The sequence below is a fragment of the Porphyrobacter sp. MBR-155 genome (genome assembly GCF_040547625.1).
Classification (GTDB): Bacteria; Pseudomonadota; Alphaproteobacteria; order Sphingomonadales; family Sphingomonadaceae; genus Erythrobacter.
Window position 1 is genome coordinate 292,207 of the sequence record NZ_JBEPQB010000001.1, and the last position, 23,180, is coordinate 315,386.

28 protein-coding genes are annotated in these 23,180 nt (G+C 61.9%); 25 read left to right on the forward strand and 3 right to left on the reverse strand.

Annotated features, from left to right (window positions below; translation table 11 throughout):
* The first annotated feature begins 78 nt into the window (after nucleotides 1-78).
* From ABIE62_RS01420 to ABIE62_RS01440, 5 genes are read left to right on the forward strand one after another with little or no spacing between them, the layout of a single operon-like run.
* Entirely contained in the window at nucleotides 79-627 is a 549-nt protein-coding gene (locus ABIE62_RS01420) for a TspO/MBR family protein (protein ID WP_354322909.1), read from the forward strand.
* A 48-nt stretch (nucleotides 628-675) separates the two neighbouring features.
* Complete coding sequence (locus ABIE62_RS01425) at nucleotides 676-927, forward strand: accessory factor UbiK family protein (RefSeq protein ID WP_354322911.1); 252 nt, start codon at nucleotides 676-678, stop codon at nucleotides 925-927.
* A 16-nt stretch (nucleotides 928-943) separates the two neighbouring features.
* A complete protein-coding gene (recO, locus tag ABIE62_RS01430; protein WP_354322912.1) occupies nucleotides 944-1,543 on the forward strand; it encodes a DNA repair protein RecO in 600 nt (199 codons plus the stop codon).
* A 13-nt stretch (nucleotides 1,544-1,556) separates the two neighbouring features.
* A complete protein-coding gene (leuB, locus tag ABIE62_RS01435) occupies nucleotides 1,557-2,615 on the forward strand; it encodes a 3-isopropylmalate dehydrogenase (RefSeq protein ID WP_354322914.1) in 1,059 nt (352 codons plus the stop codon).
* 4 nt (nucleotides 2,616-2,619) lie between these two features.
* Nucleotides 2,620-3,711: a glycosyltransferase gene (locus ABIE62_RS01440; RefSeq protein WP_354322915.1), complete on the forward strand. Its 1,092-nt coding sequence runs from the start codon at nucleotides 2,620-2,622 to the stop codon at nucleotides 3,709-3,711.
* A 107-nt stretch (nucleotides 3,712-3,818) separates the two neighbouring features.
* Here ABIE62_RS01440 and ABIE62_RS01445 read toward each other — a convergent pair whose 3' ends face one another.
* Nucleotides 3,819-5,153 (reverse strand): phospholipid carrier-dependent glycosyltransferase, encoded by a 1,335-nt coding sequence (locus ABIE62_RS01445; protein ID WP_354322917.1) that lies wholly within the window; start codon nucleotides 5,151-5,153, stop codon nucleotides 3,819-3,821.
* Between the two features lie 43 nt (nucleotides 5,154-5,196).
* Nucleotides 5,197-5,604, reverse strand: a complete 408-nt coding sequence (locus ABIE62_RS01450; RefSeq protein WP_354322919.1) for a hypothetical protein — start codon at nucleotides 5,602-5,604, stop codon at nucleotides 5,197-5,199.
* Between the two features lie 101 nt (nucleotides 5,605-5,705).
* On the opposite strand from ABIE62_RS01450, the gene ABIE62_RS01455 reads away from it, so the two are divergent.
* The 7 genes from ABIE62_RS01455 (at nucleotide 5,706) to ABIE62_RS01485 (ending at nucleotide 10,424) form a co-directional block, all read left to right on the forward strand.
* Complete coding sequence (locus ABIE62_RS01455) at nucleotides 5,706-6,239, forward strand: TetR/AcrR family transcriptional regulator (RefSeq protein WP_354322921.1); 534 nt, start codon at nucleotides 5,706-5,708, stop codon at nucleotides 6,237-6,239.
* A 10-nt stretch (nucleotides 6,240-6,249) separates the two neighbouring features.
* A complete protein-coding gene (locus ABIE62_RS01460) occupies nucleotides 6,250-7,467 on the forward strand; it encodes a trans-sulfuration enzyme family protein (protein ID WP_354322922.1) in 1,218 nt (405 codons plus the stop codon).
* A 20-nt stretch (nucleotides 7,468-7,487) separates the two neighbouring features.
* Nucleotides 7,488-7,973, forward strand: a complete 486-nt coding sequence (locus tag ABIE62_RS01465; protein ID WP_354322924.1) for a hypothetical protein — start codon at nucleotides 7,488-7,490, stop codon at nucleotides 7,971-7,973.
* 22 nt (nucleotides 7,974-7,995) lie between these two features.
* Nucleotides 7,996-8,616, forward strand: a complete 621-nt coding sequence (locus tag ABIE62_RS01470) for a 2-hydroxychromene-2-carboxylate isomerase (protein WP_354322925.1) — start codon at nucleotides 7,996-7,998, stop codon at nucleotides 8,614-8,616.
* Between the two features lie 20 nt (nucleotides 8,617-8,636).
* On the forward strand, nucleotides 8,637-9,035 hold the full coding sequence (locus ABIE62_RS01475; protein ID WP_354322926.1) for an energy transducer TonB: 399 nt from the start codon (nucleotides 8,637-8,639) through the stop codon (nucleotides 9,033-9,035).
* 135 nt (nucleotides 9,036-9,170) lie between these two features.
* Nucleotides 9,171-9,584: a Co2+/Mg2+ efflux facilitator ApaG/CorD gene (gene apaG, locus ABIE62_RS01480; protein WP_354322928.1), complete on the forward strand. Its 414-nt coding sequence runs from the start codon at nucleotides 9,171-9,173 to the stop codon at nucleotides 9,582-9,584.
* Between the two features lie 39 nt (nucleotides 9,585-9,623).
* Nucleotides 9,624-10,424: a LysR family transcriptional regulator gene (locus ABIE62_RS01485; protein WP_354322930.1), complete on the forward strand. Its 801-nt coding sequence runs from the start codon at nucleotides 9,624-9,626 to the stop codon at nucleotides 10,422-10,424.
* 132 nt (nucleotides 10,425-10,556) lie between these two features.
* On the opposite strand, the gene ABIE62_RS01490 is transcribed toward ABIE62_RS01485, so the two are convergent.
* On the reverse strand, nucleotides 10,557-11,111 hold the full coding sequence (locus ABIE62_RS01490; RefSeq protein WP_354322931.1) for a hypothetical protein: 555 nt from the start codon (nucleotides 11,109-11,111) through the stop codon (nucleotides 10,557-10,559).
* Between the two features lie 684 nt (nucleotides 11,112-11,795).
* On the opposite strand from ABIE62_RS01490, the gene ABIE62_RS01495 reads away from it, so the two are divergent.
* The 13 genes from ABIE62_RS01495 to rpsC all read left to right on the forward strand — a co-directional run bounded on the left by ABIE62_RS01495 (nucleotide 11,796) and on the right by rpsC (nucleotide 23,173).
* Nucleotides 11,796-13,154, forward strand: coding sequence for a hypothetical protein (locus ABIE62_RS01495; RefSeq protein WP_354322932.1), 1,359 nt, complete (start codon nucleotides 11,796-11,798; stop codon nucleotides 13,152-13,154).
* 649 nt (nucleotides 13,155-13,803) lie between these two features.
* Complete coding sequence (gene rpsL, locus ABIE62_RS01500; RefSeq protein WP_006831873.1) at nucleotides 13,804-14,175, forward strand: 30S ribosomal protein S12; 372 nt, start codon at nucleotides 13,804-13,806, stop codon at nucleotides 14,173-14,175.
* Between the two features lie 128 nt (nucleotides 14,176-14,303).
* Nucleotides 14,304-14,774 (forward strand): 30S ribosomal protein S7, encoded by a 471-nt coding sequence (gene rpsG / locus ABIE62_RS01505; RefSeq protein ID WP_354322934.1) that lies wholly within the window; start codon nucleotides 14,304-14,306, stop codon nucleotides 14,772-14,774.
* Between the two features lie 142 nt (nucleotides 14,775-14,916).
* Nucleotides 14,917-17,010, forward strand: coding sequence for an elongation factor G (fusA, locus tag ABIE62_RS01510; protein ID WP_354322936.1), 2,094 nt, complete (start codon nucleotides 14,917-14,919; stop codon nucleotides 17,008-17,010).
* A gap of 94 nt (nucleotides 17,011-17,104) precedes the next feature.
* A complete protein-coding gene (gene tuf, locus ABIE62_RS01515) occupies nucleotides 17,105-18,295 on the forward strand; it encodes an elongation factor Tu (RefSeq protein ID WP_354322937.1) in 1,191 nt (396 codons plus the stop codon).
* Nucleotides 18,296-18,623: 328 nt separating this feature from the next.
* Nucleotides 18,624-18,935 carry a 30S ribosomal protein S10 gene (gene rpsJ / locus ABIE62_RS01520; protein ID WP_017665146.1) on the forward strand — a complete coding sequence of 104 codons (312 nt, stop codon included), beginning with the start codon at nucleotides 18,624-18,626 and terminating at the stop codon, nucleotides 18,933-18,935.
* Nucleotides 18,936-19,200: 265 nt separating this feature from the next.
* On the forward strand, nucleotides 19,201-19,995 hold the full coding sequence (gene rplC, locus ABIE62_RS01525; protein ID WP_354322939.1) for a 50S ribosomal protein L3: 795 nt from the start codon (nucleotides 19,201-19,203) through the stop codon (nucleotides 19,993-19,995).
* 3 nt (nucleotides 19,996-19,998) lie between these two features.
* The gene (gene rplD / locus ABIE62_RS01530) at nucleotides 19,999-20,649 is read left to right on the forward strand and encodes a 50S ribosomal protein L4 (RefSeq protein WP_354322941.1); all 651 of its coding nucleotides are present in this window, start codon (nucleotides 19,999-20,001) and stop codon (nucleotides 20,647-20,649) included.
* Nucleotides 20,649-20,957, forward strand: a complete 309-nt coding sequence (locus ABIE62_RS01535) for a 50S ribosomal protein L23 (RefSeq protein WP_354322942.1) — start codon at nucleotides 20,649-20,651, stop codon at nucleotides 20,955-20,957. Before rplD ends, ABIE62_RS01535 begins: the two co-directional genes overlap by 1 nt.
* 23 nt (nucleotides 20,958-20,980) lie before the next feature.
* Nucleotides 20,981-21,817: a 50S ribosomal protein L2 gene (gene rplB, locus ABIE62_RS01540; protein ID WP_354322944.1), complete on the forward strand. Its 837-nt coding sequence runs from the start codon at nucleotides 20,981-20,983 to the stop codon at nucleotides 21,815-21,817.
* A 6-nt stretch (nucleotides 21,818-21,823) separates the two neighbouring features.
* Nucleotides 21,824-22,099 carry a 30S ribosomal protein S19 gene (gene rpsS, locus ABIE62_RS01545; RefSeq protein WP_354322946.1) on the forward strand — a complete coding sequence of 92 codons (276 nt, stop codon included), beginning with the start codon at nucleotides 21,824-21,826 and terminating at the stop codon, nucleotides 22,097-22,099.
* Nucleotides 22,099-22,476 (forward strand): 50S ribosomal protein L22, encoded by a 378-nt coding sequence (gene rplV / locus ABIE62_RS01550; protein WP_354322948.1) that lies wholly within the window; start codon nucleotides 22,099-22,101, stop codon nucleotides 22,474-22,476. The genes rpsS and rplV overlap by 1 nt, the downstream gene beginning before the upstream one ends.
* A gap of 1 nt (nucleotide 22,477) precedes the next feature.
* Complete coding sequence (gene rpsC, locus ABIE62_RS01555) at nucleotides 22,478-23,173, forward strand: 30S ribosomal protein S3 (protein WP_354322950.1); 696 nt, start codon at nucleotides 22,478-22,480, stop codon at nucleotides 23,171-23,173.
* Nucleotides 23,174-23,180 lie beyond the last annotated feature (7 nt).

The window sequence follows — 23,180 nt, forward strand, 5'->3', positions numbered from 1 at the left end:
GGCGCGCTGGCTCTGTTATCGCGCAGGAAACGGGTTGGCGGGCAGAATCGCTGCGCGCTCGCGGTACGAGGGGAATTCATGAACGTCCTTGCTTCCAAAGCACAATTGCGCGCCAGTTTTTTGCGCTGGGCGCTGTTTCTGGTGCCGCTGGTGCTGTTGATCGGCTTTGTCGCTGGCCGCGTGGCGGGGCCTGACACGGCGTGGTTTGCCGGGTTGGTGAAGCCCGCAATTTACCCCCCGCCAGCGGCTTTCGGTATCGTCTGGACAGCGCTGTTCATCATGATCGGGCTGGCTTTGGCGCTGGTGGCGAGCGCGTGGGGCGCGCGCGGGCGGGGCATCGCGCTGATCGCGTTCGCGGTGCAGTTCCTGGTGACGCAAAGCTGGACCACGGTGTTTTTCGGGATGCAGGACATGCAGTCCGCGCTCTATGTGATCGCAGGCTCGGTGGTTTTGCTGCTGATCGCGCTGGCGCTGATCTGGCGGGTGCGGCGCGGGGCCGTGTGGTTGCTGCTGCCCTATCTGGCGTGGCTGTGTTTTGCAGGTGTGCTCAATTATCAGTTCATCGCGGTGAATCCCGATGGCGGCGCACGCGGGGATGGCGGCGCGCAAACGCGGGTGCAATTCTAGGCGCCCACCCACTGGACAATACGCCGCCCAATCGCCAAATAACCTGTCATGCAAAGCCAGAACCCGATCATCGCCGACCTTGTCAAAATCGCCAACAGCGCCGCCGGGACGATGGCGGGCATGACCCGCGAGGCTCGCGATAGCGCGCGGGAACGGATGCGCGAAGCGTTTGGCGGGATCGATTTCGTCAGCCGCGAAGAATTCGACACGGTCAAGGCGATGGCGCAAAAGGCGCGTGAACAGGCCGATGCGCTTGAGGCGCGGCTGGCTGCGCTGGAAGCCAAATCCACCAGGAAATAACCGCCGGGTCGCAGGCATGAACCTGCGCGCACCCGCGATTCTGCTCGCCAGCCGCCCGCAGGGGGAGACGGGTGCGATTGCGCGCCTGCTGACCGCTGAGGCCGGGTTGGTCGCGGGTTATGTCGCGGGCGGGCGCGGGCGTCAGATGCGCGCGGTGATGGTGCCGGGCAACCGCGTCGCGCTTGACCTCATCACCCGCGCCGCCAGCCAATTGCCGTTTGCGCGGCTGGAACTCGAACATTCGCGCGCCGCCTTGATGACCGAGCCGCTGCCCGCCGCTGCAATCCAGTGGGTGTGCGGGCTGACCGCCGCCGCGCTGCCCGAACGCAATGCCTATCCGGGGCTGTATGATGCGCTCGACGCGCTGCTGGATGCGGTCGCCCATGCGCCCTCGGCGCGTGGGTGGGTGAGCGGGTTGATCGCCTATGAAACGCTGTTGCTGCGCGAATTGGGCTATGGCGGCGGGCCGCCTGACAATGGCGGCGATTGGTCGGCGCAGATGCAGGCGCTGGCCGCGATGGAAGGCCTGCTCGCGCACTACCTGCTTGCAGGGCGCAAAGGCGATGTTATGGCCGCGCGGAAATTGCTGACCGAACGGTTGGCGCGCATGGTGTAAAGGGATCAACCCAGTGAAAATCGCAGTTCTGCCCGGCGACGGGATCGGCCCTGAAGTGACGGCAGAGGCGGTCGCGGTGCTTGAAAGCCTTGCGCTGCCGGAGCTGACATTGTTCACAGGCGATGTCGGCGGGATCGCCTATAAGCGCCACGGCCACCCGCTGCCGCAAGAAACGCTCGACATGGTGCGCGCGGCGGATGCCATCCTGTTCGGCGCGGTGGGCGATCCCGATTGCGACGCGCTCGATCGGCACTTGCGGCCCGAACAGGCGATCCTGGGGTTGCGCAAGCACTTGGGCCTGTTCGCCAACCTGCGCCCGGCGCGGGTGTTTGCTGGGCTGGAGCATCTCTCCCCGCTGCGCGCCGATATTGCCGCCAGCCTCGATCTGCTGATCGTGCGCGAGCTGACCGGCGATGTCTATTTCGGCGCCAAGGGCCAGCGCATCAATGATGCGGGCGAGCGTGAAGGCTGGGACGCGATGTCCTATGCCGACAACGAAGTGCGCCGCATCGCCCATGTCGCGTTCCGCGCGGCGGCGGCGAGCGGGCATCCGCTCACCAGCGTGGATAAGGCCAATGTGCTGGAAACCAGCCAGTTGTGGCGCGATGTGGTGGTGGAGGTTGCGGCGGAATATCCGGGCGTGCCGCTCGATCACATGTATGTTGATAATGCCGCGATGCAGCTGGTTAGCCATCCGGATCGGTTCGGTGTGGTGCTGACGGGCAACCTGTTTGGTGATATTCTCTCCGATCTGGCGAGCGCGGCGGTCGGCTCCATCGGGCTGTTGCCGAGTGCATCGCTGGGGGAGCGGCAGACAGCGCATGGCACCTTTGGCCTGTATGAACCGATCCACGGCAGCGCGCCGGATATCGCCGGGCAGGGTAAGGCCAATCCGATGGCAACGATCCTGTCAGCCGCGATGATGCTGCGCCATTCGTTTGGGCGTGAGGCTGAGGCTGCGCGGATCGAGGCTGCCGTCTCAGCAGCATTGGCGGACGGGTTCCTCGGCGGTGATCTGGGCGGCAGCCACGGCACCGTCGCCATCGGGGAGGCGGTGCGCGCGCGCCTCTGACACCATGCCGCTTGACCTCGCGATCATCCTGCCGACCTTGAACGAGCGCGGCAATCTCGCCCCGCTGGTCGATCGGATCGCGGATGCGCTGGGCGCGCAGGGCTGGGAAGTCATCATCGTCGATGACGACAGCCGCGATGGCACGGCGGATGAGGCCCGTGCGCTGGCGCAGACCGACCCGCGCGTGCGGGTGATCCAGCGGATCGGGCGGCGCGGGTTGGCGAGCGCCGCGATTGAGGGATTTTGCGCCACCGCCGCGCCCTATGTGGCAGTGATGGACGCCGACCATCAGCACGACCCGGCGCTGCTGCCCGCGATGCTGGCGGCGTTGAAGGCGGGGGACGCGGATATCGCCGTCGCCAGCCGATTCGCCCCCGGAGCCAGCACAGCCGATTGGGCCGCGCCCGAACGCGAGCGCCTCTCCGCCTTCGCCAACCGCCTCGCGCGCAAACTCACCGGGGTTGAACTGACCGACCCGATGAGCGGTTATTTCATGCTGCAAACCGCCCGCGCGCGCGCATTGGTGCCGCGCCTGTCAGGCATCGGGTTCAAGATTCTGCTCGACCTGCTGGCCACCGCTGATACGCCGATGCGGGTGAAAGAGTTTCCGCTGCAATTCGCCGCGCGCCTTTCAGGGACAAGCAAGCTTGACCGTGCGGTGCTGCTCGATTTCCTCGCCGGGTTGTATGACAAAACTTTGGGGCAAGTGATCCCCACCCGCTTTGCGCTGTTTGGAACGGTCGGCGCGCTGGGCGTGGTGGTGCATTTCGCCGTGCTCTCCGCGTTGTTGTTTGTGATGGGCGAAGGCTTTGCACTGGCGCAAACGGGCGCGGTGCTGGTGGCGATGAGCTTCAACTTCTGGCTCAACAACTGGCTGACCTACCGGGACAAGCGGTTGAAGGGTTGGGGGCGGGTGCTGCGCGGCTGGCTGGGTTTCTGCGCCACCTGCGCCGTGGGTGCCTTCGCCAATGTCGCGGTGGCGACTTTTCTGGAAGCGCAGGGCGTGCTGTGGGCGCTCGCCGCACTGGCGGGGATATTGGTCGGGTCGGTGTGGAACTACGCCCTGTCGAGCCGCTTCGTGTGGGGTAGGTTTTGAGTAATTCTCGTCATTGCGAGGAGCGCAGCGACGAAGCAATCCAGAGCGTCGCGCTCAACGCTCTGGATTGCTTCGCCTGCGGCTCGCAATGACGAAGGTGGGGTTCATCATCTCCACCCCATCAACCACGCCCACTTGGCGAAACTCATCGCGCCTTCCAGCGGAGCCGCGCCAAGCACTTTGTAGAACAGCGCGAACAGCCCCGCCGATGCCGCCAGTGTCCCCCACGCCAGCCATTTGCCCCAACCGGCCCGGCGCAGGTCTGACAGCGCCAGTGCCAGCGCGCCGAGCAGGAAGAACCCCGGCACGAAATAGTGGTAATAGAACTGCACCGGCTTGGGCGCGATCAGCCACAGGCCGAGCGCGGCGGCATAGCCGATCACCACGCCCAGCCGCGCCCAATCGCCGCGCCACACGCCGATCACCAGACACCACGCCAACGCGGGCAGGCCGAGCAGCATGGTGAGCGGATTGCCGATTAACAGCACCCCGCGCTGCGCCCCGTCGACGACCTCGTAAAGATACCAGATCCCGCGCGTGTTCAGCACCCATTGCTGCCAATTGCTCTGATAGGTGTGCGGCGTAAGCACCTGTTGTTGCAAGCCGAGGATCTCGCGGTGCAACCCGATCAACCCGTGCTGCGCCAGCGGAGAAGGGCGCAAGGTATCGCCCAGCCAGTAGCCCGGCACAAATGTCAGCGCATAGATCACGAGCGGCACAATGCCGAGCCACACAAACGCCTCAACCAGCGTCATCCCCGGCACCGGCGCACCGCGACGTGAGAGGAACAGCCGCCGCCGCCCGGCTGAAATGCGCGCGGCGAAGAATACCAGCCCCGGAAGCATCGCCAGCGGCACCGCGTTCCATTTTGCCGCCATCGCGCAGCCCAGCGCAATTCCGGTCAGCGCCAGCCGCCAGCGGCCGGTTTCCGGCTGACGGATTGCCCCTGCAAACTGCCACGCCGCCACCGCCAGAAACGCCGCCATGAACACATCGAGCATGGCGATGCGTGACTGGATGAACAGGTGAAACCCGGTGGCGAGCAACACCCCGAACGCGATGCAAGCGAACCGGTCTTCGCTGGCGTGCCACAGCGCCCGCATCGATGCGAACAGCGCCAGCGTGCCGAAGGCAAGCGGCATGATCCGCCACCCCAGCGGGCTATCGCCAAACATAGCCATGCCCAGCGCAATCAGATGTTTGCCCAACATCGGGTGTTCGGGGTTGAGGTAATCGCCGAACCCGCCGTTGAACAGGCTCAGCAATTCGCGCGCGGCGGGGATGTAATGCACCTCGTCAAACACGGGGATTGACGGGACCGCCAACCGCCAGCCTGCCAGCATTGCAAAGGCGGCGGTGATCGCGGCAACCCACGCCAGCGGATCGCGCGGATGCGCCGGCGCGGCGGTGTCAGCAGAAAGGGACGCGCGCGCCTCGGCCATGGTTCTTGCGATTAAGCAGCGCCTTGGCCGAGGGCAAGGAGGATTATGCGGCGCGCGCAGCAGCTTGGCGTTCGAGCCAGAACAACCGCGCGCACATCGCGGCAAGGCCGATGCTGGCGGTGGCGACAATGAACAGCGTCCACAAAGGCACGTTCATCCCCGCAGCGCGCGCGCGCGGCACAATCAGGAACAGCGCGATGGTGAGCGAGATCAGCAGATCCCACCATACCTGCACACCCCACAGGTTGCTGGTGTGGTTGACCAGCGCTGGCATGACCCCCTCGGCCCAGATGGTGACGCCGGTATAGGCGGCAAATCCGCCGCATAACGCCGCCGCGATTGCCGGGCTGCCGATGGTTTGCCGCTTGGTGAGCACCCAGACGACCGCGATCAGCGCGGCGACAAGTCCGCCTGCAAACAGGGCGACATAAGGGGTGAAGGAAATATCCATGGTGGCGTCTCCGATAAATGTAGCACTTGCTACACAGGCTTGTAGCAAGGTGTAGCAACCGCTACAAGTGCCTTATGAACGAACCTGCCAAAAAGCCGCCAATGACCAGAGATAGCCTGTTACCGCTGCTCGCCGCGCATGTTCTCACGCATGGGCTGGGTCAGGCGAGCCTGCGCCCGCTGGCCCGTGCGGCGGGGACATCCGACCGGATGCTGCTCTATCACTTTGGCAGCAAGGAAGCGCTGATGGCCGATCTGCTCGGGCATATTGCGCAAGTCTATGCCGCCGCGCTTGATGCGGCGATGGGCAGCGCGCGCGCGGCCAGCCGCGGTGAGGTTGTCGCCCGCATTCTGGCGCAGGGGGATGCACCGGCCATGCAGCCGTTCCTGGCGCTGTGGTGGGAAATCGTCGCGGGCGCGGTGCGCGGGATAGCCAGTTACCGCACAGCCGCCCGCGCGATGATGGATGAACTGCTCGGCTGGCTGGAAACCCAGATGCCCGCCGACGATCCCGATCCCAAGGGCGGCGCACGCTATCTGCTGACGTTGATCGAAGGCACGCTGATGCTCGGCGCCATCGATCACGGTGACACTGCGCATGACGGCCTGCTTGCGAGCGGGCTTTTGCGGCCCTAAGCAGCGGCGCATGAAAAAGACCACCGGAATGGATCGCGCCGCAACCGCCAACTGGCGCCCCGCCACCAAGGCGCTGCGCGGCGGCACCTGGCGCAGCGAGCATGGCGAAACGAGTGAGGCGCTGTTCCTCACCTCTGGCTATACCTATGACGATGCGCAGACCGTGGCCGACAGGTTCGCGGGCGATGCGGCCGGCATGACCTATTCGCGCCTGCAAAACCCCACTGTGGCGATGCTGGAGGAACGAATTGCGCTGATGGAGGGGGCCGAGGCTTGCCGTACGCAGGCGAGCGGCATGGCGGCGATGACGGCGGCTTTGCTGTGTCAGCTTTCCGCAGGCGATCACGTGGTTTCCGCCCGGGCTGCGTTTGGAAGCTGCCGCTGGCTGGTCGATACTCTGCTGCCCAGGTTCGGGATCGAAACCACCGTCATCGACAGCGCCGATAATGCCGCGTGGGAGGCCGCGATCCGGCCCAACACCAAGGTGTTCTTCTTTGAAACGCCTGCCAATCCGACGCTCGATATCGTTGATCTCGCGCATGTCTGCGGGGTGGCGCGCGCGCATGGGATCACCAGCGTGGTGGACAACGCCTTTGCCTCGCCGGTGTTGCAGCGCCCGATGGAGTTCGGCGCGGACGTGGTGGCCTATTCCGCGACCAAGCTGATGGACGGGCAGGGGCGGGTGCTGGCGGGTGCGATTTGCGGATCGCAGCAATGGATTGACGATGTGCTGCTGCCGTTTCAGCGCAACACCGGGCCGACGCTGTCGGCGTTCAATGCATGGGTGGTAATGAAGGGGCTGGAGACGCTGCCCCTGCGCGCCTTCAAGCAATCCGAGCAGGCGGTGGCATTGGGCGAATTCCTTGAACCGCGCGTAACCAAGGCGGGCGGGCACCTGCTCCACCCCGGCCTGCCGAGTCATCCGCGCCGCGCCCTTGCCAAGGCGCAGATGGATGCGACCGGCCCGATCTTCGCGCTCGACGTCGGCACCCGCGCGCGCGCCTTTGCGGTGCTCGATGCGCTCGCGCTGATCGATATCTCCAACAATATCGGTGACGCGCGCAGCCTGATGTGCCACCCGGCATCATCCACCCACGCCGGCATGACCGAAGAAGCCCGCGCCGATATGGGCGTGACCGAAGGCCTGCTGCGGATCAATGTCGGCCTCGAAGACATCGCCGATCTGGTCGAAGACATGGATCAGGCGCTTAAAGCGGCGGGGATTTAGCTGCAAGTGGAGTTCTACAGATGCGCGCGCTTACAACTTTGGTGCTTTTACCGTTATTCGCTGCTCCGCTAGCCGCGCAGGAAAGCGAAGCGCTTGTAAAATACTTCAATAAGTATCCATTCGACGAGGTTGACGGTTCGACTTTTCTTCAGAGATCGGAAGTTGTCAGAGTCGTTCGGCGCTCGATTCCGCAGCAATTTTTGCAGGAAATGGTTCTGTCTGATGAGCATACGGCTGGCCCAATCGATGGTCTTGACGGTTATCTTCAGATGTCGGCCTGTGAACAGCACAATTGCGACGATCACCGCTGGGTTGTCGCGGTCAAGTATGATGGATCGAAGGGAGCAGTGTGCTACTTCAATAAAGATCTCTCCAATGGGTCCCGATGGTTCGTTGATGGCCGGAAGGTATTCGAAGGATCAGTATTTTCGACTTGTGAAACTGGTCGGATGCCTTCGCCGGTTCTGAAGGCTTTGGATGAGTATGTCAGACCATTTAATTTTTAAGATCTGCTAACGGAGCAACATCATGGCAATCCGCGTTGAACTCGTATTCGATTTCGTCAGCCCCAATGCCTATCTGGTGTGGTGGCCGCTGCGCGATCTGGTTAATCGTTATGAGGCTGAACTTGACGTGATCCCGGTGTTTCTGGCCGGAATGCACAAGTTGACCGGCAACGCGCCGCCGATGATCCGCGACAGCGAGGTTAAGGGCAAGAACGACTATGCGATGCTGGAAATGCAGCGCTTTATTGCCCGCCACGGGCTGGGCAAATACCGGTTGCACCCGCAATTCCCGTTCAATTCGATTCTCCTGCAACGGATGCTGACCGCAGCCGACGAAGACGGGCGCGGGGTGCAGTTTGCCGACACGCTGCTGCGACCGATCTGGGAGGACGGGCTGGATATCACCGATCCGCAGGCCATCGGCGCAGTGCTGAACGCGGCAGGTTTTGACGCCGCCGATCTGTTCGCCCGCGCGCAGACCGATGCAGTGAAACAACGCCTTGCCGCCAACACCGACGCCGTGGTTGCGCGCGGCGCTTTCGGCATTCCCACGATGTTCGTCGGGCCAAAGGGCGGCGAAAGCGAAATGTTCTTCGGCAAGGAACGCCTCGGCCAGATCGAGGAACTGTTGGCGGGCCAATAAGACACCCGAAGGAACGAGCCATGTATGCCCTGCTAATGATTGTCGCTCCGGTCATCGCCTCTGCGCTTGCCGGGCCGCCGATTGCCGAACCGCCTGCCGCCGCGGAGCCACCGGCGGATTCGCCCGACCAAGCGCAGGGGATACTGCTGCCGATCCAAGGCGCGTCGCTTTACAGTGTAGCCCCGCTGGTCGAGTACCCGTCAGCAGCGCTACGGTATGGTATTGAGGGGCGCTGCATGGTGGCGCTCACGCTCGACCAGGACGGCGTGCCGCAGGATATCCGGCCTGACTGCACACATCCCATTTTCCGCGAAGCAGCCCGCAAGGGCGTTGCGATGGCGCGGATCAAGATCGGATCGGGTATTGAAGCCGGTGGCCGGTTCCGGATCCCCATGTCATTCCACCTTTCCTGGGAATAGCTGCGGGCGGCGAACAATCTGGCCCACCCGGCTGCGGCACTTTCAGCGAAATAGAACGGATAGCAGCATACAGCGGGGATTAAGGATACTCAGCCTCTTGTGACGGATGCGCAAATCGCTACGTTGAGAGGCGTTATGAAAGAACTCTTCCAGCACGCAGCCACCACTGACGGAGTAACCGTCCGGGTTGCCGTCAACTATCTGCCCGAACAATCGCATCCAGAGGCGGGCAAGTGGTTCTGGGTCTATCACATCCGCATCGAAAACGCCTCGCACGAACCGATGCGCCTGCGCACCAGGCATTGGCGGATCACCGATGGGCGCGGGATGGTGAACCATGTCGATGGCGAAGGCGTGGTGGGTGAACAGCCGCTGCTTTCCCCCGGGCAGAGCCATGATTACGTATCGGGCTGCCCGCTGACGACGCCGTTCGGTTCGATGGAAGGGTTCTACACCTTTGAACGGCCCGATGGATCGCCAGCCGAAGTGCGGATCCCGTTCTTCCCGCTCGCCGCGCCCGAAACGGCTGAGGGACGCAGCACGCGTTGATCCTTGCGGTCAGCCGCGCCCGCGCCTAATTCCCCTCGCGTGAAACGCACCCATCTCCCCCTGAACGCCCTGCGCGTGTTCGATGCTGCGGCGCGCCACCTGTCGTTCACCCGCGCGGCGGATGAACTGGCGGTGACCCCGGCCGCCGTCGGCCAGCAGATCCGCGCCTTGGAAGATGTGCTCGGCGTGGTCTTGTTCCGCCGCACGCCCAAGGGACTGGAATTGACGCCGGAAGGCACCGCCGGGCTTGACCCCTTGCGCGAAGGGTTCCTCAGGTTCGAGGAAAGCGTCGACGTGATGCAGGCGGGTCAGGCGTCTGACCGCTATACCATCGCCACCCCGCGCGAATTCTTCGCCGAATGGCTCGCCCCCCGGCTGGCACGGTTTCAGGCGGATACGCCGGGCATCCAGTATATCCTCGCCGCCGATGAACACGCCGATTTTGCCGAGGCGAACCTTGATCTGGCGATCCGGCTGGCCGACGGGCCGGGTGAGCTGGAGGGTGTGCCGCTGGCCCCGGCGATGCGCGTCACCGTGGCCGCGCCGCAGCACCGCGCCAATGTCTCTGGGCCGTGGATCGACTGGCCCGGCGCGCCGCTGCCCGATGGAATCAACGCTTGCGTCAAGGCAGGTAGCCCCGGTCAGGCGCTGGCTTCGGCGCTTGCGGGGATGGGGCGCACCATTCTGCCACTGGCGCTGGCCGAAGGCGCGATTGCGCGCGGCGCGCTGGAAGTGATCGAGGGGCCGGAGCCGTCCCAGCGCGGCTACTGGCTACTCGCCCCGCGCCCGCAATGGCGCAGCCGCAAGGTGCGGGCGCTGGTGGAGTTTCTGGGGTCTTAATTTGCGCAGCGCATCCGCGAGTCGTTTGTGGGCGCCCTCAGGCGCCGGGCGGCGGACGTCCGTCCGCCTTGGCTTTCCTCGCATTCGCTCCGGCGGCCGGTCGGCCTTGCGGCGGCTGCGCGCCGTTTGGTTCTAGGTCGATGGCTCTGCCTTGCGCCGCCTCCTCTCCCTCTCCTCGCGCAGCACCTTTTCCTTGATGCTTTCATACAGCCAGTGGCCGGGGATAACATCGTGCGCCTCAACCCGCATGAAGCCGCGATATTGCAGCACCCAGGCGAGCATCGAATTGGCGCGCAGGTTGGAGAGCCCCTCGGCCAGCGCACGCTCGATCGCGCAATCCTCCAGCCGCAACACCCCCCAGCGCAGCGCCTCGTCCCACGCCTCGCAAAACCCCTGCGCGCCGGGCCGCTGGCGCAGCTTGTAAATCGCCTCAAGGCTTTTGCCGATATGGGCGGCGGCGGATTTGACGATCCCGGTCGCGGCGAGATGCGCGATAAAGGCGCGCTGGAGATCGGGGGTGATCGAATTGCGGCGCGGGCGGCTGTGCGGCACGGGTTCGAAATCGAGCAGCGGATCATCGTCCGGAATGTCGATATTGGTAAGCTCCCACGCAACATCAGAGGTCGCCTGCCGCGGGACGGCGCGCTTGTTGCGCTTGGTGGGGGGAGGGAAGGAAGCATCATGCATAGGCCAGCGGGTGGCACGGATTTTCCGAGTAGGAAAATGGGGAAAGCCACCACGCCGCGTATGGCACCAAACGGCGCGCAGCGCCGCAAGCGCGACCGCGCGCCGCGCCTTATGGCGCGTAGCCAAGCAGCGCGGATGCGCTGCGCCCGGCGCTTGAGGGCGTCAACAAACAACTCGCGGAGGGGAGGGGGTAGCGTCCGTCCCCCCTTTTTGTCGCCCCGGGCTTGACCCGGGGCCCCGCTTTTTGTGTTTCACGCGAAGACGCGAAGACGCGAAGACGCGAAGACGCGAAGACGCGAAGACGCAAAGGCGCGAAGATGGAAGCGCGAGGTGCGAAGCAGGGTTTCACGCAGAGAAGAAGGGGAGACGCAGAGGGGCCTTAACTCCCCTCCCGCTGGCGGGAGGGGTCGGGGGTGGGCGAGGGGCCACCGACCGTGCGAATGGCGATGAACCGGCGCGCAGCGCCGCAAGCGCGACTGCGCGCCGCGCCTTATGGCGCGTAAGCCAAGCGGGCCGGACGGCCCGCGCCCGGCGCTTGAGGGCGGAAACAATCAACGCGCGGAGCCACGAAGCCATTTTTTGGCCAATGAATCCTTGATAGATGGCAAACTAAGTAGCTAACATGAGATAATTATTGCGCTTAGGGGCAGTTTTTTCACAATTGTTGGATCGAGGAATTACGGAATGCGTGATTTGCCGGAAATGGTTAAACAAGGTGAGCGAGCACGCCTTTTTCCCGTGTTAGCCGACACAAGCCGCGAAGGCAGAATTGCCTCGATTTTGCTCGCGTTGCTTCCAAAAATCCCGGCTTTGGCAGAAGTGCTTTTCGGCTCCACTGGTCTTCGGATTGGCAAGAGATCGCAAATTGAATCTTACACTGAGATTGTTTTGAATGACGCGTCAGAAATAAAAAACAGACCCGATGGCTTGATTGTCATTCGGAATGGAAAAAATACATGGACGGCTTTGATTGAAGCAAAAATCGGAAAATTCGATCTTCAATATGACCAAGTGACACGTTACATAGAAGCCGCGAAAGCGAACGGTATTGATGCTGTAATTACGATATCAAATCAGTTTGTTGCACGCGCTGATGTTTCGCCATTAAATATACCTAAGTCATTACTAAAAAAGGTATCATTATTTCATTGGTCATGGACTTGGATTCAAACGCAATGTGATATTTTATCGCATCAGAACCGGGTTGAAGATGATGAGCAAGATTTTCTTATTAGGGAATTCAAGCGTTTGCTGAGCCACCCTACTACTGGGATCGAGCGGTTCACGCAGATGGGGCCAAGTTGGAAAGACGTTGCACAGGCGGTCTCAAATCAAGAGACTTTGAAGCGAACAAGCTTTGAAGTAGAGGAAACGATTAATGCTTGGTTCCAAGAATTAAAAGATATGAGTTTGTTGCTTTCAAGCCATATTGGTGAGTCTGTTTTTGTAAAGGTTGAGCGAAACCTGTTGAGTGATCCAACAGCAAGACTCAAGGATGGCTGCAAGACACTCGTAGAAGATCATAGACTTGTTGGTAGTTTTGTTGTGCCAGCTGCGGCGTCAGACATAGAGTTGTGCGCGGACTTAACGCGAAGATCAATTGTTTTCAGTATGAAGCTAAAAGCTCCGCAAGATCGAAAATCCACCAAAGCACGTGTAAATTGGCTTCTTCGTATGCTTAAGGATGATGACTCGCGACTTGCAATTCGGGCGCACTGGCCGGGAAGAAGGCCGCCGACGCAGAAAGACGTAGGATTACTTCGTCTTGATCCTGACGCTATCGACAATGATAAGTCGGATGCAGCACCGCATTCGTTTGAGGTTCTCTTGATCGAAGTGGACGCTAAGCGGTTCGTTGGTCGTCGAACTTTCATTGAGACGCTTGAGGCTTGCTCAAGAGATTTCTATGACCTCGTTGGGCAAAACTTGCGATCATGGCAGGCCACGCCGCCGAAACCCGTGCGCGCGACGTTCCCGACAAATGACGAGATTGACCAGTCGGACAACGAGGCGTCTAGCGCATCAAGTGATGCGGAAGCTTAATTCACTGAAAAACAGATTCATTATAGATCTGAGTTGCGGTATGGATCCCACTCTTCGCCAGCGCGACGAACGCGGGGGTTAGTGGCCCCGCGAGTCTCTTGTTTTCGCCCTCAAGCGCCGGGCGGCGGACGTCCGTCCGCCTTGGCTTTCCTCGCATTCGCTCGGGCGGCCGGTCGGCCTTGCGGCGCTGCGCCGCCGTTATTGTGCCATAGGTTAGTTTCGCTGCGCGCCGTTTGTTGGCAGGCTCGCTGTTGTGGTGCCGCCGCCCCTCCAACACCAACCCTTGACCCCCCGCCCAAACCCGCCTAAGGGCCCGCATCTTCCGGGGTCATACCCGGATCGAGCTGAACATTGCCGGTGCGTCTCTCCCAGAGGGGCAGCCGTCAAAGTAACCCGGTGGCCGAAGGGCCGGATTTGCGGGTGGAGCGTTTCGGTCTCTTCGTCATCCCAGCGAAAGCTGGGATCTCCCGCCGCCAGCTGAGTGCTTGCGGCCCTAGGCCCCAGCTTTCGCTGGGGTGACGAATCAGGGCTTATTCTTCTCCTCCTTCAACTTCCGGCGCCCGTGTCACCCTCGTATCGATCCCTTCAGGGAAAGTGGGAACCGGTTTCCCGCCCGGAAGGGTCGACAAAAAGGTGAAGTGAGAACTTAATGCCGACAATCAACCAGCTGGTCCGCAAGGGCCGCGTTCCGCAGAAGGCCAAGTCCAAGGTCCCTGCGATGGAGCAGAACCCGCAGAAGCGCGGCGTTTGCACCCGTGTTTACACGACGACCCCGAAAAAGCCGAACTCGGCGCTGCGCAAGGTTGCCAAGGTGCGCCTGACCAACCAGCGCGAAGTGATCAGCTACATCCCCGGTGAAGGCCACAACCTGCAGGAACACAGCGTCGTACTGATCCGCGGCGGGCGTGTGCGCGATCTTCCCGGTGTGCGTTACCACGTCCTGCGCGGCGTGCTCGATACGCAGGGTGTTAAGGATCGCAAACAGAGCCGTTCCAAGTATGGGGCGAAGCGTCCGAAGTAATGGCCCTTCCGTCGTCCCGGGCTTGACCCGGGATCCCGCTGCCTTGGTTGCTCAAATGGGCACCGGAAAAGGAGCGGGGCCCCGGATCAAGTCCGGGGAGACGAATTAGAGATTTTGGAGACAAGCAAATGTCACGTCGTCGTCGTCCCGAAAAGCGGGTCATTCTGCCCGATCCCCAGTATGGTGATCAGATACTGTCGAAGTTCATGAACAACCTCATGCTCGACGGGAAAAAGGCTGTTGCTGAAAAGATCGTCTATGGCGCGCTCGCCACGGTGGAGGAAAAGTCCAAGGCCGATCCGATCCAGCTGTTCCATGATGCGCTCAACAATGTGAAGCCGCAGGTCGAAGTGCGCAGCCGCCGCGTTGGCGGGGCGACCTATCAGGTGCCGGTCGAAGTGCGGAGCGAACGCGCTCAGGCGCTGGCGATCCGCTGGCTGATCACTGCGGCGCGCGGCCGTCCGGAAACCACGATGGCAGCGCGGCTGTCGGGTGAGTTGATGGATGCCGCCAACAACCGTGGCAATGCTGTGAAAAAGCGCGAAGACGCGCACCGCATGGCTGACGCCAACCGCGCCTTCTCGCATTACCGCTGGTAAGCGCGCGGGGCAGGGGAAACGCCTGACCGCCTCCTTGTGAAAAAGGGGCGGTCGGTCTTTCCGCTGTCACAAAAGCAACTATATGGAGCGCGCGCGAGGCCTTGGTGGCCTGCTCCGCTCCAGCCAACCTGAGGAACGCATCATGGCACGCAGCCATCCGCTCGAACGCTACCGCAATATCGGCATTATGGCGCATATTGACGCCGGCAAGACCACCACCACTGAACGGATTCTGTTCTACACCGGCAAGTCCTACAAGATCGGCGAAGTGCACGATGGCGCGGCGACGATGGACTGGATGGAGCAGGAGCAAGAACGCGGTATCACCATCACCTCGGCCGCGACGACCTGTTTCTGGCAGGCCGAAGACGGCAAGGGCCCCGAACACCGCATCAACATTATCGACACCCCCGGACACGTTGACTTCACAATCGAAGTCGAACGCTCCCTGCGCGTGCTCGATGGCGCGGTCGCCTGTTTTGACGGCGTGGCCGGGGTTGAGCCCCAGTCCGAAACCGTATGGCGTCAGGCTGACAAATACGGCGTCCCCCGGATGTGCTTCATCAATAAGTTGGATCGCACCGGCGCCAACTTCAAATATTGCGTCCAGTCGATCATCGACCGTCTCGGCGCGCGTCCGGCGGTGCTTTATCTTCCGATCGGCATCGAAGCCGACCTCAAGGGTCTGGTTGATCTCGTCAACAACCGCGCGATCATCTGGAAGGACGAAGCGCTGGGCGCCGAATTCTTCTATGAAGAGATCCCCGCCGACATGGCTGACGAAGCCGCTGTCTATCGCAGCGAGTTGATCGAGCTTGCGGTTGAGCAGGACGATGACGCGATGGAGGCCTATCTCGAAGGCAACGAGCCTGATGTGGCGACGCTGAAGGCGTTGATCCGCAAGGGCACGCTCAACCAGTCTTTCGTGCCGGTTTGCTGCGGTTCTGCATTCAAGAACAAGGGCGTTCAGCCATTGCTCGATGCGGTGGTCGATTACCTGCCGTCGCCGCTCGACATCCCTGATGTTCAGGGCCTCAAGATGGACAGCAACGAGCCTGACAGCCGCCCCGCGACCGACGAAGCGCCGTTCAGCGCGCTCGCGTTCAAGGTGATGAACGATCCGTTCGTCGGCAGCCTGACCTTCATCCGCATCTATTCGGGTGTGCTGGGCAAGGGCACCTACCTGAACTCGGTCAAGGATAAGAAGGAAAAAGTCGGGCGCATGCTGGAAATGCACGCGAACGAACGCAAGGACGTGGATGAAGCCTTTGCCGGTGACATCATTGCGCTTGCGGGCATGAAGGAAACCACCACCGGCGACACGCTGTGCGCGGAAAAGGCACCGATCGTTCTCGAACGGATGGAATTCCCTGAACCGGTGATCGAATTGTCGGTGGAACCCAAGACCAAGGCTGACCAGGAAAAGATGGGCATCGCGCTCAACCGCCTGTCGGCTGAAGATCCGTCTTTCCGCGTGTCGACTGACCACGAAAGCGGCCAGACGATCATCAAGGGCATGGGCGAGTTGCACCTCGACATTCTGGTTGATCGCATGAAGCGCGAATTCAAGGTCGAGGCCAATGTCGGCGCCCCTCAGGTGGCCTACCGCGAATACCTCGCCCGCGAAGTCGAGGTGGATTACACCCACAAGAAGCAGTCGGGTGGCTCAGGCCAGTTCGGCCGCGTCAAGGTGACGGTAATCCCCGGTGAGCGTGGTCAGGGCGTGATCTTTGAAGACGTGATCAAGGGCGGGAACATCCCGCGCGAATATATCCCGGCGATTGAAAAGGGTTTCCGCGAACAGGCTGCCAGCGGGCACCTGGTCGGCTTCCCGATCATCGATTTCAGCATCAAGCTGACCGATGGTGCGTACCACGACGTCGACTCGAGCGCGATTGCGTTCGAAATCGCCGCGCGCGGTGCGATGCGTGAAGTCGCGCAGAAGGCCGGGATCAAGCTGCTCGAGCCGATCATGAAGGTCGAAGTGGTGACTCCGGATGATTATCTGGGCGACGTCATCGGCGATCTTAACAGTCGGCGCGGTCAGATTCAGGGCACCGACACGCGCGGCAATGCCCAGGCGGTCGAGGCGTTTGTCCCGCTCGCCAATATGTTCGGCTACGTCAACGAATTGCGCTCGTTCACGCAAGGGCGCGCGAATTACACCATGCAGTTCTCGCACTATGACGAGGTTCCCGCCAACGTCGCAGCCGAGGTCAAGGAGAAACTTGCCTAACCCGGCCTGACGGTTTAGGGGCGGCGCCTGATTCAGCGGGCACCGCCGTTCTCGCGCGAACACACGATTTCATTCAAGAAGGTACACCAGAGAAATGGCCAAGGAAAAATTCCAGCGGAACAAGCCGCACTGCAACATCGGCACCATCGGTCACGTTGACCATGGCAAGACCACGCTGACAGCAGCGATCACCAAGGTGATGGCCGAAGTCTATGGCGGCGCTGCCGTCGATTTCGCCAACATCGACAAGGCTCCCGAAGAGCGTGAGCGCGGGATCACCATCTCGACCGCACACGTCGAATATGAATCGGCTGCGCGTCACTATGCGCACGTCGATTGCCCGGGTCACGCCGACTACGTGAAGAACATGATCACCGGTGCCGCCCAGATGGACGGCGCTATCCTGGTGGTGAACGCAGCTGACGGCCCGATGCCCCAGACCCGTGAGCACATCCTGCTCGCCCGTCAGGTCGGCGTGCCGGCGCTGGTCGTGTACATGAACAAGGTCGATCAGGTCGATGACGAGGAAATCCTCGAACTCGTCGAACTCGAAGTGCGCGAACTGCTGTCGTCGTATGATTTTGACGGTGATAACATTCCGATCATCAAGGGTTCGGCTCTCGCCGCTCTCGAAGGCCGTGATGACGCCATCGGCAAGGATTCGATCATCGCTCTGATCGAAGCCGTCGACGCGCACATCCCGCAGCCTGACCGTCCGATCGACAAGCCGTTCCTGATGCCGATCGAAGACGTGTTCTCGATCTCGGGTCGCGGCACCGTGGTGACCGGCCGTATCGAAACCGGCATTGTGAATGTGGGCGACGAAGTCGAAATCGTCGGCATCAAGGACACCCGCAAGACCACCGTCACCGGCGTGGAAATGTTCCGCAAGCTGCTTGATCGCGGTGAAGCTGGCGACAACGTCGGCGCCCTGATCCGCGGCGTTGCCCGTGAAGACGTTGAGCGCGGCCAGGTGCTGTGCAAGCCCGGTTCGGTCAGCCCGCACACCGAGTTCAGCGCCGAAGTCTACGTGCTGTCGAAGGACGAAGGTGGCCGTCACACGCCGTTCTTCGCCAACTACCGCCCGCAGTTCTACTTCCGCACCACCGACGTGACCGGCGAAGTGATCCTTCCCGAAGGCACCGAAATGGTGATGCCGGGCGACAACGTGACCATCGGCGTCAAGTTGATCGCACCGATCGCCATGGACGAAGGCCTGCGCTTCGCAATCCGCGAAGGCGGCCGCACCGTGGGTTCGGGCGTCGTTGCCAAGATCACCAAGTAAGCTTTTGCTCCGCTAAGGGGCGAAGGTGAACGACATTGAGGCCCGGCTCTCGCATGAGAGCCGGGCCTTGTTGTATGGGGCCGCGTGGTTTTTGGTGTCGGGCGGGATGCATTTCCTTGCCGCGCAATTTCCTTACACTTGGCTCTTGCCAGAATCCTACACGCTCCGTATAGGCGCGGCTCCCGACGCAGATTCGTCTGTGTTGGAACGACATTCAATGAGGCCGCCCGCTCTCGGGAAACCGGAAAATGAGCGAGGCTGGCCTTTGTTTTTTGGGAAATGCCGGGCAACCGGAGGATCCTTGGCTCTTTCGCATCGGTAGTTGGACATGGAAGCTCAGAATATCCGTATTCGCCTCAAGGCGTTCGATCACCGCGTTCTCGACCAGGCCACTGGAGAGATCGCAGATACGGCCCGCCGCACTGGCGCTCTTATTCGTGGCCCCATTCCGCTGCCGACGCGTATCGAGAAGTTCACCGTGAACCGCGGCCCGCACGTCGACAAAAAGTCGCGCGAGCAGTTCGAGGTGCGCACCTACAAGCGGCTGCTCGATATCGTGCAGCCCAACGCCCAGACCGTCGACGCGCTGATGAAGCTCGATCTGGCAGCTGGCGTGAATGTTGAGATCAAGCTGGCGTAAGCCAGCCGAAATGCCCCCGCTTCGGCAGGGGCCTCTATCGTTCAGGCGAACTGCCTGATCTGACGATAGGGTGGATACCGCCGGATAATTATCCGGGCCGCGTCCCCCGTCTCGCTCCAGCGGCCATCCGGCCTGCCAGAGCACTCAGCCCGGACGGGGCGATGCAAGACAATTCGGGCTGAACGGGGTTGCGGCGGTTTATCGCCGTGGCCCGCCAAGCACCTGCGGATGGTCTGCGGGTGCCTCTGTTGAGGAGAAACTGACGATGCGCACCGGCGTTATCGCAAAGAAAGTCGGGATGACCCGCCTCTTCCAGGAGGACGGACGGCACGTGCCTGTGACCGTTCTCGCGCTGGAAGATTGCCAGGTAGTGTCGCACCGCACAGCTGAACGCGATGGTTATTTCGCAGTCCAGCTCGGCGCGGGCGAAGCCAAGCAAAAGAACGTTGCCAAGCCGCAGCGTGAACATTTCGCCAAGGCCGATGTCGGCCTGAAAAAGCGCGTCGCTGAATTCCGCGTCGAAAACGCCGATGGCCTCGTGCCGGTCGGTTCGACCATCAGCGCCGAACATTTCATTGCCGGCCAGATGGTCGACATTACCGGCCACACGCAGGGCAAGGGCTTTGCAGGGGCCATGAAGCGTTGGGGTTTCGGCGGTATGCGCGCCACCCACGGCGTTTCGATCTCGCACCGTGCGCATGGTTCGACCGGTCAGCGTCAGGATCCTGGTAAGGTGTTTAAGGGCAAGAAGATGGCCGGCCACATGGGCGACCGTCAGCGCACCCAGCAGAACCTCGAAATCGTCCGCACCGACGCGGAGCGCGGCCTTCTGTTCGTCAAGGGATCGGTTCCCGGCGCTAAGAATGGCTGGCTGCTGGTTCGTGACGCGGTGAAGCTGCCGCTTCCCGAAGGCGTGCCGTTCCCCGGCGCTGTCCTGTCGAAGCACGCACCTGTCGCGGAAGAGACCCCCTCGGTTGCCGAAACGGCTGCTGAAGACGTGGTCGCGGTTGAAGCTGTCGAAACCGACGCTCCGGCCACCGACGAAAATAAGGAAGGCTGAGCCATGAAAATTAAGGTTCAGAACATCGACGGCAAGGCGCTCAAGGGCGCTGGCGCTGATATCGAGCTTTCGGATGACGTGTTCGGCATCGAGCCGCGCGCCGATATCCTGCACCGGGTCGTGACCTGGCAGCTCGAAAACCGCCGCGGCACCGCCCGCCCGACGCGTGAGCGTTCGGACGTGGCCCGCACCGGCAAGAAGTTCGGCAAGCAGAAGGGCGGCGGCACCGCCCGTCACGGCGACCGCGCAGCCCCGATCTTCATCGGCGGCGGCAAGGCCCACGGCGCGCGCAAGCGTGAGTTTGAGCAATCGCTCAACAAGAAAATCCGTGCGCTCGGCCTCAAGATGGCGCTGTCATCGAAGGCCAAGGACGGGCTCGTCGTGGTTGACACGCTCGCACTCGCCGAAGCCAAGACCAAGGTGCTCAAGAGCCACCTCGCCAATGCCGGTTTTTCGGGCAAGGTGCTGGTGATCGACGGCGAGCAGGTCGATGCGGGCTTCCGCAAGGCTGCTGGCAACCTGCCGGGCATCAACGTGATGCCGGCGATGGGCGCCAATGTTTACGACATCCTCAACCATGACACGCTGGTGCTAACCAAGGCTGCTGTCGAAAAGCTGGAGGCGCGCTTCGCCCTTCCGGGAGGGGCTAACTAATGGCTAAGAAGCAGACCGTTGATGCGCGTCACTATGACGTGATCCTCAGCCCTCACATCACCGAAAAGGCAACCCTGGCGTCGGAAAACTACGCCGTGGTGTTCAAGGTTGCGGGCAGCGCGACCAAGCCGCAGATCAAGGAAGCCATCGAAGCGATCTACGACAAGAAGGTCGTCGCGGTGAACACCCTGATCATGAAGGGCAAGACCAAGCGCTGGAAGGGCAAGCCCTACACGCGCTCCGACGTGAAGAAGGCCATCGTCACCCTCGCTGAGGGTGAGATGATCGACATCACCAGCGGTATCTGAGGCCAAGGGACAGGAAACGAACAATGGCACTCAAGAATTACAAGCCGACCAGTCCCGCCCGGCGCGGTCTGATCCTGGTTGACAAGTCGGCCCTGTGGAAGGGCAAGCCGGTCAAGGCGCTTACCGAAGGCAAGCACAAGACCGGTGGCCGCAACAACAAGGGTCACGTCACATCGCGCGGGATCGCTGGCGGTCACAAGCAGAAGTACCGCTTCATCGACTTCAAGCGTCGCAAGTGGGATATGCCTGCGACTGTTGAACGTCTGGAATATGACCCCAATCGCACCGCCTTCATCGCACTGGTGAAGTACGAAGACGGCGAACAGGCCTACATCATCGCCCCGCAGCGTCTGGCTGTTGGCGATTCGGTGGTGGCTGGTGAAAAGGTCGATACCAAGCCGGGCAATGCGATGCTGCTGGGTCAGATGCCGGTCGGCACGATCTGCCACAATGTCGAAATGAAGCCGGGCAAGGGCGGTCAGATCGCCCGTTCGGCCGGCACCTATGTGCAGGTTGTTGGCCGTGATCGGACGATGGTGATTGTGCGCCTCAATTCGGGCGAACAGCGTTACCTGCGCGCCGATTGCATGGGCACTGTTGGTGCGGTGTCGAACCCCGACAACGGCAACCAGAACTTTGCCAAGGCTGGCCGCAAGCGTTGGATGGGCGTTCGCCCGCTGACCCGCGGCGTTGCCAAGAACCCGGTCGATCACCCGCACGGCGGCGGTGAAGGCCGCACTTCGGGTGGCCGCCATCCGGTTACCCCATGGGGCAAGCCGACCAAGGGTGCCCGCACACGCCATAACAAGCAGACGGACAAGATGATCATCCGTTCGCGTCACGCGAAGAAGAAGAGGTAAGAGACGATGGCACGTTCCGTCTGGAAAGGCCCGTTTGTCGAGCTGAGCCTGCTTAAGAAGGCAGAAGGCGCGCAGGAAGCGAGCAACACCAAGCCGATCAAGACTTGGTCGCGTCGCTCGACGATTCTGCCGCAGTTCGTCGGGCTCACCTTCAATGTCTATAACGGGCGCAAGTTCATTCCCGTTTCGGTTTCGGAAGAAATGGTCGGCCACAAGCTCGGTGAATTTGCGCCCACGCGCACCTTCCCCGGCCACGCTGCCGACAAGAAGGGCAAACGCTAATGGGCAAGGCAAAAGCACCCCGCCGCGTGGGCGATAACGAGGCACTGGCCGTCGGCACCACGATCCGTGGTTCGGCGCAGAAGCTCAACCTTGTTGCTGCGCTGATCCGCGGCAAGAAGGCAGAAGAGGCGTTGAATATCCTCGCCTTTTCGAAGCGGGCAATGGCGCGCGATGCGACCAAGGTGCTCGCTTCGGCGATCGCCAATGCTGAAAACAACCACAACCTCGACGTTGATGCGTTGATCGTGGCGGAAGCTTCGGTCGGCAAGTCGGTGACGATGAAGCGGTTCCACACCCGCGGCCGTGGCAAGTCGACCCGGATCCTCAAGCCGTTCAGCCGGCTGCGGATCGTCGTTCGCGAAGCAGAAGAGGCGTAAGATGGGCCAGAAGAGCAATCCGATCGGTCTGCGCCTGCAGATCAACCGCACCTGGGACAGCCGTTGGTACGCCGAAGGGCGTGACTATGCGCAGCTGCTCAAGGAAGACGTCACGATCCGCAAGTACATCATGAAGAACCTGCCGCAGGCGGCAGTTTCCAAGGTGGTGATCGAGCGTCCGGCCAAGCTGTGCCGGGTTTCGATCTATGCGGCGCGTCCCGGCGTGATCATCGGCAAGAAGGGCGCAGACATTGAAAAGCTGCGTTCGAAGCTGGCAACCATGACGCCGAGCGAAGTGAAGCTGAACATCGTTGAAATCCGCAAGCCGGAAATCGATGCCAAGCTCGTCGCGCAGGGCATTGCCGATCAGCTGGTGCGCCGCATCGCGTTCCGCCGGGCGATGAAGCGCGCGGTGCAATCGGCGCTGCGTCTGGGTGCCGAAGGCATCAAGATCGTATGTGGCGGCCGTTTGGGCGGAGCGGAAATCGCCCGCGTTGAATGGTATCGCGAAGGTCGCGTGCCGCTTCACACGCTGCGTGCCAATATCGATTACGCCGATACCGAGGCGCTGACCGCCTACGGGATCATCGGGATCAAGGTGTGGATCTTCAAGGGTGAGATCCTCGCTCATGATCCGACCGCGCAAGATCGCCTGATGCTGGAAGCGCAGACTTCCGGCGTCCGGCCGGCCCGCTAGAGGTAAC

What these genes read in the sequence shown, in the direction of transcription:
- rpsJ (WP_017665146.1), top strand. Translation starts at nt 18,624, where the DNA reads ATGGAAGCTCAGAATATCCGTATTCGCCTCAAGGCGTTCGATCACCGC.
- ABIE62_RS01440 (WP_354322915.1), top strand. Translation starts at nt 2,620, where the DNA reads ATGCCGCTTGACCTCGCGATCATCCTGCCGACCTTGAACGAGCGCGGC.
- rplB (WP_354322944.1), top strand. Translation starts at nt 20,981, where the DNA reads ATGGCACTCAAGAATTACAAGCCGACCAGTCCCGCCCGGCGCGGTCTG.
- rpsS (WP_354322946.1), top strand. Translation starts at nt 21,824, where the DNA reads ATGGCACGTTCCGTCTGGAAAGGCCCGTTTGTCGAGCTGAGCCTGCTT.
- rplV (WP_354322948.1), top strand. Translation starts at nt 22,099, where the DNA reads ATGGGCAAGGCAAAAGCACCCCGCCGCGTGGGCGATAACGAGGCACTG.
- ABIE62_RS01490 (WP_354322931.1), bottom strand. Translation starts at nt 11,111, where the DNA reads ATGCATGATGCTTCCTTCCCTCCCCCCACCAAGCGCAACAAGCGCGCC.
- rpsC (WP_354322950.1), top strand. Translation starts at nt 22,478, where the DNA reads ATGGGCCAGAAGAGCAATCCGATCGGTCTGCGCCTGCAGATCAACCGC.
- ABIE62_RS01425 (WP_354322911.1), top strand. Translation starts at nt 676, where the DNA reads ATGCAAAGCCAGAACCCGATCATCGCCGACCTTGTCAAAATCGCCAAC.
- ABIE62_RS01455 (WP_354322921.1), top strand. Translation starts at nt 5,706, where the DNA reads ATGACCAGAGATAGCCTGTTACCGCTGCTCGCCGCGCATGTTCTCACG.
- ABIE62_RS01495 (WP_354322932.1), top strand. Translation starts at nt 11,796, where the DNA reads ATGCGTGATTTGCCGGAAATGGTTAAACAAGGTGAGCGAGCACGCCTT.
- rpsG (WP_354322934.1), top strand. Translation starts at nt 14,304, where the DNA reads ATGTCACGTCGTCGTCGTCCCGAAAAGCGGGTCATTCTGCCCGATCCC.
- recO (WP_354322912.1), top strand. Translation starts at nt 944, where the DNA reads ATGAACCTGCGCGCACCCGCGATTCTGCTCGCCAGCCGCCCGCAGGGG.
- fusA (WP_354322936.1), top strand. Translation starts at nt 14,917, where the DNA reads ATGGCACGCAGCCATCCGCTCGAACGCTACCGCAATATCGGCATTATG.
- ABIE62_RS01445 (WP_354322917.1), bottom strand. Translation starts at nt 5,153, where the DNA reads ATGGCCGAGGCGCGCGCGTCCCTTTCTGCTGACACCGCCGCGCCGGCG.
- ABIE62_RS01475 (WP_354322926.1), top strand. Translation starts at nt 8,637, where the DNA reads ATGTATGCCCTGCTAATGATTGTCGCTCCGGTCATCGCCTCTGCGCTT.
- ABIE62_RS01420 (WP_354322909.1), top strand. Translation starts at nt 79, where the DNA reads ATGAACGTCCTTGCTTCCAAAGCACAATTGCGCGCCAGTTTTTTGCGC.
- apaG (WP_354322928.1), top strand. Translation starts at nt 9,171, where the DNA reads ATGAAAGAACTCTTCCAGCACGCAGCCACCACTGACGGAGTAACCGTC.
- rplD (WP_354322941.1), top strand. Translation starts at nt 19,999, where the DNA reads ATGAAAATTAAGGTTCAGAACATCGACGGCAAGGCGCTCAAGGGCGCT.
- rplC (WP_354322939.1), top strand. Translation starts at nt 19,201, where the DNA reads ATGCGCACCGGCGTTATCGCAAAGAAAGTCGGGATGACCCGCCTCTTC.
- ABIE62_RS01450 (WP_354322919.1), bottom strand. Translation starts at nt 5,604, where the DNA reads ATGGATATTTCCTTCACCCCTTATGTCGCCCTGTTTGCAGGCGGACTT.
- ABIE62_RS01470 (WP_354322925.1), top strand. Translation starts at nt 7,996, where the DNA reads ATGGCAATCCGCGTTGAACTCGTATTCGATTTCGTCAGCCCCAATGCC.
- ABIE62_RS01535 (WP_354322942.1), top strand. Translation starts at nt 20,649, where the DNA reads ATGGCTAAGAAGCAGACCGTTGATGCGCGTCACTATGACGTGATCCTC.
- rpsL (WP_006831873.1), top strand. Translation starts at nt 13,804, where the DNA reads ATGCCGACAATCAACCAGCTGGTCCGCAAGGGCCGCGTTCCGCAGAAG.
- tuf (WP_354322937.1), top strand. Translation starts at nt 17,105, where the DNA reads ATGGCCAAGGAAAAATTCCAGCGGAACAAGCCGCACTGCAACATCGGC.
- ABIE62_RS01460 (WP_354322922.1), top strand. Translation starts at nt 6,250, where the DNA reads ATGAAAAAGACCACCGGAATGGATCGCGCCGCAACCGCCAACTGGCGC.
- ABIE62_RS01465 (WP_354322924.1), top strand. Translation starts at nt 7,488, where the DNA reads ATGCGCGCGCTTACAACTTTGGTGCTTTTACCGTTATTCGCTGCTCCG.